The organism is Streptomyces sp. NPDC003635 (assembly GCF_053587635.1).
On record NZ_JBSFOK010000040.1, the window covers coordinates 78,925 to 88,413 of the forward strand.

Here is a 9,489-nt window from a genome sequence, read left to right on the forward strand (position 1 = left end):
GTGAAGCAGTACGAGAAATCCGAGAAGCGCGGCAGCGGCCGGCCCCCGAGCCGCGTGCGGGCTCGGCCGGGCGGCGCGCGCGGGTCCTGCGGGCAATCCGGGGTCTTCGCGGGCCGGGTCCGTGGCGGCGCGGCCTGGTGCTCGCGGCGCTGGCGCTGCTGCTCGGCCTGTTCACGGGGCTGCACTCGAAGGTCACGGACCGTGGGGGCCTCGGCAGCCTGGTGGAGACCTTCCTGCCCTGGTTCGGTCTGTTCGTGCCGGTGCTGCTCGCCTGCGCGCTGTGGCGGCGCTCCGCCTCCGCGGTGGTGGCACTGCTGCTGCCGGCCGTGGTGTGGCTGAGCCTCTTCGGCGGGCTGCTCTCCGACAAGTCCCGGCCGGGCGGCGACCTCACCGTGGTCAGCCACAACGTCGGCGCGGAGAACTCCGACCCGGCCGGCACCGCGCGCGACCTGGCAGCCTCCGGCGCCGACCTGCTGGCGCTGGAGGAGCTGACCGACCAGGCCCGGGACACGTACGAGACGGAGCTGGCGAAGACCTACCCGTACCACTCGGTGCGGGGCACGGTCGGGCTGTGGAGCAAGCTGCCCCTGTCGGACGTCGGGTCGGTCGACGTCCTGCGGGGCATGGTCGGGCCGCTGGCACAGACGGAACAGGCCAAGGACATCCCGGCGGACCCGCCCCGGGCCCTGCGCGCCACGGTGGCCACGGAACGGGGGCCGCTCGCCGTGTACGTGGCCCACCTCGGTTCCGTACGCCTGATGCCACGGGGCGGCTTCTGGACGGACTCGAGGGACGCGGGCGCGGAGAAGCTCGCCGAGGCCGTCGCCGCCGAGCGACTCGAGCGGGTGGTGGTACTCGGCGACATGAACGGCACCACGGAGGACCGCGCCCTCGACGGCCTCACCTCCCGCCTGAGCTCGGCCCAGGGGAAGGCCGGGAACGGCTTCGGCTTCACCTGGCCGGCGTCCTTCCCCATGGCGCGGATCGACCAGATCCTGGTCAGGGGCGTGGAGCCGAACAGCTCGTGGGTGCTGCCGGCCACCGGCAGCGACCACTTGCCGGTGGCGGCGGCGATCAGCTGGTGAAGAGCGCCCGGGGGTGGGGCCCGGAAGTGGTCCCGGCGTGAGTCAGCTGTCCCCCCGGCGGGATGCGCGGAAGGTGCGCCGGTAGCTGTCCGGGGGGACGCCGAGGGTGCGGTTGAAGTGGCGGCGCAGGGTGGTGGCGGTGCCCATGCCGGTGGCGGTCGCGATGGCGTCGACGCTGTCGTCGGTGGTCTCCAGCAACTCCTGGGCGCGGCGGATGCGTTGGTTGAGCAGCCATTGCAGCGGGGTCGTGCCGGTCGCGGCCCGGAAGTGGCGGCCCAGGGTGCGTGAGCTCGTCCGCGCCCGGCGGGCCAGGTCCTCCACGGTGAGCGGCTGGTCGAGCCGTTCCATCACCCAGGGCAGCAGCGCGGAGAGCGAGTGGTCGTCGCGGGCCGGGACCGGGGTGGTGACGAACTGCGCCTGACCACCGGCCCGGTGCGGCGGCACGACCAGGCGCCGGGCGACTGCGTTGGCGACGGCCGATCCCCGGTCCAGCCGGACCAGGTGCAAGCACAGGTCCAGGGCGGCGGCCTTCCCCGCCGAGGTGAGCACGCTGCCGTTGTCGACGTAGAGCACGTCCGGATCGACCTCGACGAGCGGATGGCGGGCGGCCAGCACCTCGGTGTGCGCCCAGTGCGTGGTCGCGCGCAGCCCGTCCAGCAGCCCCGCGGCGGCCAGCACGAACGCGCCCGTGCACAGCGAGGCCACCCGGCTGCCCGCCTCGTGCGCCGCACGCACCGCGTCGACGAGACCGGCGGGCGGATCGACGTCGATGTCCGCCCACCCCGGGACGATCACGGTGTCGGCGCGCGCCAGATGATCGAGCCCATGGTCGGGCTCCATCCGGAACCGGCCGACCGTCACCGCGTCCGCTCCGCACACGCTCATGTCGTACCAGGGCCCGGGCACGGCGTCCGGGGCGGACCCGAACACCTCCTGGGCCACGGCGAGTTCGAAGTGCAGCATCCCGTCGGTGAGGGCGAAGGCGACAGAGGTCATGTCCGGAATTGTATGCGCAGTGTCGTTCCAGACACTCACGGTGGGGCGCCACGGGCGGCCAGGATGGTCGTAGTCGATCGAACAAGAGCGGGGAGAGGTCATGGGACCGGGTCAGAAGGTGGCGGTGTTCGGGGCGTACGGGCACACCGGACGGTTCGTGGTGGCGGAGCTGCTGGACCGGGGGTTCGTGCCGGTGCTCCTCGGCCGCGACGCCGAGCGGCTGCGGGAGGTCGCGGCCTCCGCACCCGGCCTGGAGGCCCGTCCGACCTCCGTCGACGACCCGGCGTCGCTGGACCGCGCGCTGGCCGGTACGGCGGCTGTGATCAACACCGCCGGCCCGTTCGCCACGACCGCCGCTCCGGTGATCGAAGCGGCGCTGCGCGCCGGGATCCCGTACGTGGACGTGGCGGCCGAGATCGAGGCGAACGCCGACACCTTCGCCGACTTCGACGAGCGCGCTCGCGCGGCGGGCGCGCTGATCGTCCCCGCGATGGCGTTCTACGGCGGACTCGGCGACCTTCTCGTCACGGCCGCGATGGACGACTGGACGAGCGCCGACGAGGTGCATGTCGCGTACGGGCTGAGCGGCTGGCACCCCACCCCCGGGACACGCGTCGCGGGCGACGTCTCCCGGGAGCGTCGCGGTGGCAAGCGGGTCCGGTACGCCAAGGGACAGCTGGAGTACCACGAGGACGAACTGGCCGTGGTGGAGTGGCCGTTCCCGGAGCCGCTGGGCAAGCGGTCCGTGGTCGCGGAGTTCACGATGGCCGACGTCGTGACGGTGCCCAGCCACCTCACGGTCCCCGAGGTGCGCACCTACATGACGACCGAGGCCGCCAGGGACCTGTCGACCGCCGACACCCCGGCCCCCACGGCCGCCGACGAGCGCGGCCGTTCCGACCAGACCTTCCTCGTCGACGTCCTCGTCCGCTCCGCGGGCCGCGAACGCCGGGCCGTGGCACGCGGCCGGGACATCTACGCGGTCAGCGCACCGCTCGCGGTGGAGGCGGTAGGGCGCGTCCTCAGCGGACGGACCAGGACGACGGGCGTCGCGTCGGCGGGAGCGGCGTTCGACGCGGCGGACTTCCTGGAGGCGCTGGCGGGACACGTCTCCGTGGGCCTGAGCCGCGAGTAGGAGGCGGGGGCTCCTCGAAAGCCTCGTGGGCATGCGGCGCTTGGCGCGCGGCTACGACGGAGACCGTACGGCGACCCGGTCGACGACGGCAGCGGCCCGCCGCGGGGACTCCGCCAACCATGCGCCCACATGTTCGCGGACGACCTGGGCGACCCAGCCGCGTACCGCGGGATCGCCCAGCCTGCCGCGTGTGGCGCCTTCGTACTCGGGATGGTCGAGGGTCACCGCCACGACAGCGGTGAGGCCCTCGACGATTCGGTCGACGCCGAGGTCGGGTCGGGCACCGGTCAGCAACTGCCGCTCTGTCGCGAAGGCGTTGACCGCGCCCGCCAAACCGTCGTAGAAGCCCGCCAGATGCGTCCCCCCTTCAGCCGTGGGAGCGCTGTTGGCGAAGCTCATGGCCCTGTGGCCGGGCGTGCCGCTCCACGTCAGGGCCACCTCGACGACCCCTCCGCTCCCGGGGTCCTCGCCTTCGAAGGCGAGGACGTCCGAGGGAGTGCCGGTCGGGTCGAGGCAGGCGACGAAGTCCCGCAGTCCGTCGGGGAAAAGGAAGCGTACGGATCGCGATCCGCCGGAGGGGCGCCGGTCGGTCAAGGCGATGGCGAGCCCGGGGTGGAGGAAGGCCAGTTCCCTGAAGCGCGACTCCACCCTCTCGTACGAGCACTCGCCCGCGCCGAAGATGTCGGCGTCCGGCCGGAAGACGATGGTGGTGCCGCTGCCCGTGGCCGGTCCGTCCGGTGCGTCCTCCGATGCGGGCGGGCCGACGTCGACACCGCGCTCGTACCGCCGCGCCCAACGGACGCCGTTCCGCCGCACCTCCGCGGTGAGATGGCTGGACAGGGCGTTGGCAACGAAGGGGCCCACCCCGAACAGGCCACCGCCCAGGTAGCGGCGGCCACCGGGCCACGGCCCGGTATGCGGCCGGGTCAGCAGCGCCTCGAGGCCGTCGGCGTCGATGTTCCCGGCTCCCGGCCCGTCGACGGTGACCCGCACACGACCGTCGGCCGCCAGAACCACGTCGACGCCGTTGCCGCGCCCGGCGAGGACCTCGTTCAGCGCCCAGTCGAAGACCTCGAAGGCCAGGTGGTACAGCCCTCGTTCACCGGTGGACCCGACATACATCCCGGGTCGCTTCCGGACGGCTTCCACCCCCTCCAGCACGTGTATGCGACTGGCGTCGTACCCGGTCCGTTCCTCGCTCACGAAGCCCCCTTCGGCGGTGCCCTGTTGACGTACACAGCCTAGGCAAATTCCAATAAAACACCAGGTCAGAGCGGGTACGCCAAGGGATTGGACGGACGCGAGAAGGCCTGTCACGGGCGGATCGACCGAAGGGGATGCACAGGGCTCCAGCAGGGCGGCTGCAACGCCCCCGAAGCCCCGCACGCCCCCCTTCAGGGCGGCCGGTAGACCCCTGATTCAGCCAATTCCGCAATCGATCGGGCCAGTGGCCGAGACGGTTTCGCAGCGCACCGTGGCCAAGGCGGCGTTCATCGGAACTCGTGCACCACTTCGATCGTCCCGACGATGTGCGCGTTGAACTCCTCCAGTTCCTCGGCCGGCACCCACAGCTCCAGGATCGTCTCGCCGCCGGCCCGCTGGACGGGATAGCGGCGCAGGAAGTCGGTCTCGACCTCGAAGCGGGTGACGTAGCCGGCGCCGTCGTGCTTGACGTTCCAGTCGCGGGCGATCTTCGTCGCGTAGTCCTCGTTGAGGACCGGGTAGAAGATCGGCTGCTCCGGCAGTCGTGGCGGCCAGGCGCGCCAGTCCAGCTCGCGGACCAGATCCAGCTCCACCGGGCCGGTGGGGCGCCAGAGGGTGGTCGTCGCGGGCGGGTGGGTGCTCATGGAGGCACTGCTTTCCATCACGGAGAGCCGGTCGTCGGTGCCGACCGGCGGGGATCATGAAAGCTAGCCGGGAACAAGGCGGCGCGTCATCACCTTAACCAGATACTTGCACACGAGCTATAATCGCGTACGACGACAATTTCAAACATGGCATACCCTGTCTGAACAGCACACCGGACGGAGGAGACGGCCCCATGACCGCCACAGACCCCGCGCTCACCGCGCTCGCCCAGAGCTGGTGCGCGCTCTCGCTGCTGCACGGGCGGATCGAGGCCCACATCGAGCGCGCCCTCCAGTCCGGGCACGACCTCAGCGTGCGGGAGTACTCGCTGCTCGACGTCCTCAGCCGCCAGCACAACGGCGAGGGCGGCCATCTGCAGATGAAGCAGGTCGCCGACGCCGTCGTCCTCAGCCAGAGCGCCACCACCCGCCTGGTCACTCGCCTGGAGGACCGCGGACTCCTCTCCCGCTACCTCTGCCCCACCGACCGCCGCGGCATCTACACCGACGTCACCGAGTCGGGCCTGAAGCTCCTCGAGGAAGCCCGCCCCACCAACGAGTCCGCCCTCCGCGAGGCCCTCGACGAGGCGGCCAGGAATCCCGAACTCGCCCCGCTGGTCAAGGCCGTGGAGACCCTCCGCGTCCCCGTCTGAGCAGGTCACCGCATGGCAGGATCATGCGCTGACCTGTGACGGGTGCGGGCACGGGATGCGACGGACACCCCGGACCGGCCACCCTGGTGAACCTCCGGCTCAGCCTGCCAGCCCCGCCCGCGCAGCCCCCAGCGCCTGCTCCGCGTACCCCCGGCCGAACAGCACCGCGTGGACGAGCAGCGGGAAGAGCTGATGCAGGGCGATACGGGCGCTCCAGCCGTACGCCAGCGGTGCCGTCCGCTGGTAGCCGTCCAGCAGTCGGTCCAGGTGGGGGCAGCCGAACAGGTGCAGCATGGCGAGGTCCGTCTCCCGGTGGCCGCCGTGCGCCGCCGGGTCGATCAGCCAGGCGCGGCCGTCGGCGGCCCACAGGACGTTGCCGTTCCACAGGTCGCCGTGCAGGCGCGCGGGAGGTTCGGCCGGGCCCGCCAGTTCGGGCAGGCGGGCGCAGGCCCGCTCGAAGACCTCCGCCTCGGCGCCGCTCAGCATCCCGCCGTCGACCGCCTGACGGACGTACGGCAGGACCCGATGCTCGGCATACCAGCGTGGCCAGTCGGAGCCCTCGACGTTCCGCATGGGCGCCAGGCCGATGTACGCCTCGCTCGGCCCGTCCGGCGGCGGCGCCCCGAAGGCGGGGGCACCCGAGGCGTGCAGCGCGGCCAGCTCGCGCCCCAGCCGCTCGGCCGCCTCGGCGCTCGGACGGCCGACGACGACACGGTCGGTGACCAGCCACTCCTCGTCGTGCCCGTGGACGGCGGGCACGCGCACCGCGCCCGCCGCGCCCAGCCACCGCAGCCCCGCCGCCTCGGCGCGCGTCGCACCGGGACCCCCGTCACCGCGCTTCACCATCACCACCCTGCCTCCGTCGAGGGTGACTTCGGCCAGCGTCCCGGACAGCCGCCGTACACCGAGCGCGCGACCTCCGGTGAAGCGAGCGGCGACGGCGGCAGGGGCCTCCTGCGTTCCCGTCATGACGTTGCCCTCATGACGGCAGCCTAGGGCCGTCGCAAACCGAGCACGTTCTGGTCCGGCGGACGCTCCGGGGCGCCCGGGCTGAACGTGCCCGTCAGGGCAGGGCCACGAAGGGCGACAGGAACGCCCGGGCGCCTGGCGTGTCCAGCCGGTACGTCACGTTGGTGGCGTAGCACGGGGTGTCCCCGGTGATGGTCGTGGCGGCCAGGACGGACTTCCCGCCGAGCATCGCGAAGTTGGGCCCGCCCGAATCGCCGTAGCAGGCACCGCCGTTGCCCTGCGGCGCGGTCATGGCCAGGCGGACCCACGCGTTGTTGAGCCCGTTGAAGGTCACCGGGGCCTTCATCCGGACGCCGCCGCCGGGGTGGGTGTGGCCGCCGGGTCCGCGTACGGCCTCCTGGGTGCCGTATCCGGCGACGAGCCAGTCGGTGGAGTTCAGCGCCGTCGTGCCGAGCTGGTCGGCCTTGGGCAGCGTGGCGGGCGTGAAGCTCCAGCGGGACGCCATCTTGGCGGCGGGCACCTCGACCACGGAGATGTCGTGGGTGTCGGAGGCGGGACCGGGGAAGCCGGGGTGGCTGTGGGCGGTGCCCTCCACGGCGACGGCGTTCGCCTGTGCGGCCGGGTTCCCCGGGTAGCGGGCGGCGGCCGCGTCGAGGCCGGACTGCACGTCCTGGTCCAGGGAGACGTAGAAGCGCACGTTCTCCGGCCAGTCCGTGGTGCAGTGCGCGGCCGTCAGGAAGGTGTTCGCGTCGATCATGGTTCCGGAGCAGACCCAGTCGACCCGGTCGGGGGTGGTGGGGTCGTCGTCGTTGTCCCAGGTCGCGACGAGCGCGCCGACCTCGGTGCGTTCGGGCGCGGGCGTCGCGTTGTAGGAGTTGATGGCTGAGGACGGCAGTGCGGTGGTGAGCACGGCCGCACAGGCCGCCGCGGTGACGGCGGTGACACGGATCGCGGACAAAAGAACTACCCCTTCTGCATGGTGGGCTCGGGCGTTCTCCTGTGGGAGGTGCGCCCAGTGAAGCGCCTGGGTGGGGTGGTGGCAAGACGTGCGCGATCATTGAGCGGCGGGGACGGGTGCCTTGCCGACCACACGTGCCAGGACGTGCGCGCGGCTCGCGGCCACCGGGCCCAGTACGGCGAGGACCAGGACGTATCCGGCGATGAACGGTGCGAGTCGTCCGTCCAGGCCGGCGCCCGCCGCCATCGCGGCGAGGATCAGCGCGAACTCGCCTCGCGCGACGAGGGTCGTGGCGATCTCGGCGGCGGGGCCCGGGCCGTAGCCGTACAGGCGCGCCACCCACAGGCCCGCGACCACGTTCATGACGAGCGTCAGTACGGCGGCCACGGCGACCGGCAGGGCGACGGCGGCGAGGTCGCCGGGGTCGATGGCCAGCCCGAAGGCGAAGAAGAAGATCGCGGCGAAGGCGTCCCGCAGGGGGTGGACCAGAGTCCGTATGCGCGGTCCTGACGGGGTCCCCGCGAGGATCAGGCCGACCATGAACGCGCCGATGGCGTCGGCGACGCCGAGCACCTCCGACACACCCGCGACGAGGACCGCGGCGCCGAGGAAGCTGATCACGAGGAGTTCGTCGTCGCGGACGTGGATCGCGCGCCCGATCAGCCGGGTGCCGTAGCGGGCCGCGGCGGCCAGGAGCAGCAGGAAGCCGAAGGCCTTCGCGGCCTGGAGCAGCATCTCCGCGACGCCCTCGGCACCGCCGATGACCGGCTGGAGCGCCGCGAGATACAGGGCGAGGAAGATGTCCTCGACGACGATGACGCCGAGGATCAGCCGCGTCTCCGGGCGGCCGATGCGGCCCAGGTCGATGAGGATCTTGGTGACGATCGCGGACGAGGAGATCCCGAGCACGCCGGCCAGCACCAGCGCCTCCCGGGTGCCCCAGCCGAGGGCGAATCCGAAGCCGAGACCGGCGCCGACGTTCAGCAGCAGATAGACGCCCCCGGCGGTCAGCAGGCGTCGGCCGCCGTCGCGCAGGTCGTCCAGGTGGAACTCCAGACCGAGGTAGAACAGCAGCAGGACCAGGCCGAGCGCGGAGAGCATCTCGAAGTCGTGCGGGTCCTCGACGAGGACGAGTCCCGGGGTGTGCGGGCCGAGCAGGATGCCGGCGAGGGTGAACAGCGGGATGGTGGGCAGTCCGATCCGGCTGCCGAGCCGGGCGAGGACGGCGGCGGCGAGGAAGGCGCCGCCCATGGCCAGGAGGCTGTCAGCGTGCCCCACAATGCGTCACCCCCTCGGGCCGACGGGCCTCGGGCCGGCGGGCCTCGGGCCGGCGGGCCTCGGGCCGGTGAGCCGTTGGCCCGTGGGCCCCGGGCCGGCGGGCCTCGGGTCGGTGAGCCGTAGGCCCGTGGGCCTCGGGCCGTTGGGCCTCCGGCCGATGGGCCTCGGGCGAATGAGCTTCCGGCCGTTGGGGCTCGGACCGGTGGGCTTTCGACGGGTGGGGCTCGGGCCGGTGCGCTGTAAGCCCGTGGGCCTCCAGCCGACAGGTCCCGGACCGGTGGGCCTCCGGCCGGCGGATCTCGGGCCGGTGGGCTGCCGACCGATGAGCCTCGGACCGGTGCGCCGTAAGCCCGAGGGCCTCCAGCCGGCAGGTCCCGGACCGGTGGGCCTCCGGCCGGCGGGTCTCGGGCCGGTGGGCTCCCGACCGATGAGCCTCGGACCGGTGCGCCGTAAGCCCGAGGGCCTCCAGCCGGCAGGTCCCGGACCGGTGGGCCTCCGGCCGGCGGATCTCGGGCCGGTGGGCTGCCGACCGATGAGCCTCGGACCGGTGCGCCGTAAGCCGGAGGGC

At 72.8% G+C, this 9,489-nt stretch carries 9 protein-coding genes; 3 read left to right on the forward strand and 6 right to left on the reverse strand.

The window, feature by feature from the left end:
- Positions 1-95 precede the first annotated feature (95 nt).
- Positions 96-1,085, forward strand: a complete 990-nt coding sequence (locus ACWDRW_RS30255; protein WP_451728380.1) for an endonuclease/exonuclease/phosphatase family protein — start codon at positions 96-98, stop codon at positions 1,083-1,085.
- A gap of 42 nt (positions 1,086-1,127) precedes the next feature.
- On the opposite strand, the gene ACWDRW_RS30260 is transcribed toward ACWDRW_RS30255, so the two are convergent.
- Positions 1,128-2,081 (reverse strand): helix-turn-helix domain-containing protein, encoded by a 954-nt coding sequence (locus tag ACWDRW_RS30260; protein WP_451728356.1) that lies wholly within the window; start codon positions 2,079-2,081, stop codon positions 1,128-1,130.
- Between the two features lie 100 nt (positions 2,082-2,181).
- On the opposite strand from ACWDRW_RS30260, the gene ACWDRW_RS30265 reads away from it, so the two are divergent.
- Positions 2,182-3,216, forward strand: a complete 1,035-nt coding sequence (locus tag ACWDRW_RS30265) for a saccharopine dehydrogenase family protein (protein ID WP_451728359.1) — start codon at positions 2,182-2,184, stop codon at positions 3,214-3,216.
- Between the two features lie 51 nt (positions 3,217-3,267).
- Here the strand turns inward: ACWDRW_RS30265 and ACWDRW_RS30270 are convergent, their stop codons facing one another.
- On the reverse strand, positions 3,268-4,419 hold the full coding sequence (locus ACWDRW_RS30270) for a DNA gyrase subunit B (RefSeq protein WP_451728361.1): 1,152 nt from the start codon (positions 4,417-4,419) through the stop codon (positions 3,268-3,270).
- A gap of 287 nt (positions 4,420-4,706) precedes the next feature.
- Positions 4,707-5,063, reverse strand: a complete 357-nt coding sequence (locus ACWDRW_RS30275) for a hypothetical protein (RefSeq protein WP_451728364.1) — start codon at positions 5,061-5,063, stop codon at positions 4,707-4,709.
- Between the two features lie 194 nt (positions 5,064-5,257).
- Between ACWDRW_RS30275 and ACWDRW_RS30280 the strand changes: the two genes are divergently transcribed.
- Positions 5,258-5,716, forward strand: coding sequence for a MarR family winged helix-turn-helix transcriptional regulator (locus ACWDRW_RS30280; protein WP_451728366.1), 459 nt, complete (start codon positions 5,258-5,260; stop codon positions 5,714-5,716).
- Positions 5,717-5,815: 99 nt separating this feature from the next.
- Here ACWDRW_RS30280 and ACWDRW_RS30285 read toward each other — a convergent pair whose 3' ends face one another.
- From ACWDRW_RS30285 to ACWDRW_RS30295, 3 genes are all read right to left on the reverse strand, one after another.
- Entirely contained in the window at positions 5,816-6,685 is an 870-nt protein-coding gene (locus tag ACWDRW_RS30285) for a fructosamine kinase family protein (protein WP_451728369.1), read from the reverse strand.
- Between the two features lie 94 nt (positions 6,686-6,779).
- Positions 6,780-7,643, reverse strand: a complete 864-nt coding sequence (locus ACWDRW_RS30290) for a trypsin-like serine protease (protein ID WP_451728371.1) — start codon at positions 7,641-7,643, stop codon at positions 6,780-6,782.
- 96 nt (positions 7,644-7,739) lie between these two features.
- Complete coding sequence (locus tag ACWDRW_RS30295; protein WP_451728373.1) at positions 7,740-8,921, reverse strand: cation:proton antiporter; 1,182 nt, start codon at positions 8,919-8,921, stop codon at positions 7,740-7,742.
- Between the last annotated feature and the right edge of the window lie 568 nt (positions 8,922-9,489).

What these genes read in the sequence shown, in the direction of transcription:
- ACWDRW_RS30260 (WP_451728356.1), bottom strand. Translation starts at nt 2,081, where the DNA reads ATGACCTCTGTCGCCTTCGCCCTCACCGACGGGATGCTGCACTTCGAA.
- ACWDRW_RS30265 (WP_451728359.1), top strand. Translation starts at nt 2,182, where the DNA reads ATGGGACCGGGTCAGAAGGTGGCGGTGTTCGGGGCGTACGGGCACACC.
- ACWDRW_RS30275 (WP_451728364.1), bottom strand. Translation starts at nt 5,063, where the DNA reads ATGAGCACCCACCCGCCCGCGACGACCACCCTCTGGCGCCCCACCGGC.
- ACWDRW_RS30280 (WP_451728366.1), top strand. Translation starts at nt 5,258, where the DNA reads ATGACCGCCACAGACCCCGCGCTCACCGCGCTCGCCCAGAGCTGGTGC.
- ACWDRW_RS30285 (WP_451728369.1), bottom strand. Translation starts at nt 6,685, where the DNA reads ATGACGGGAACGCAGGAGGCCCCTGCCGCCGTCGCCGCTCGCTTCACC.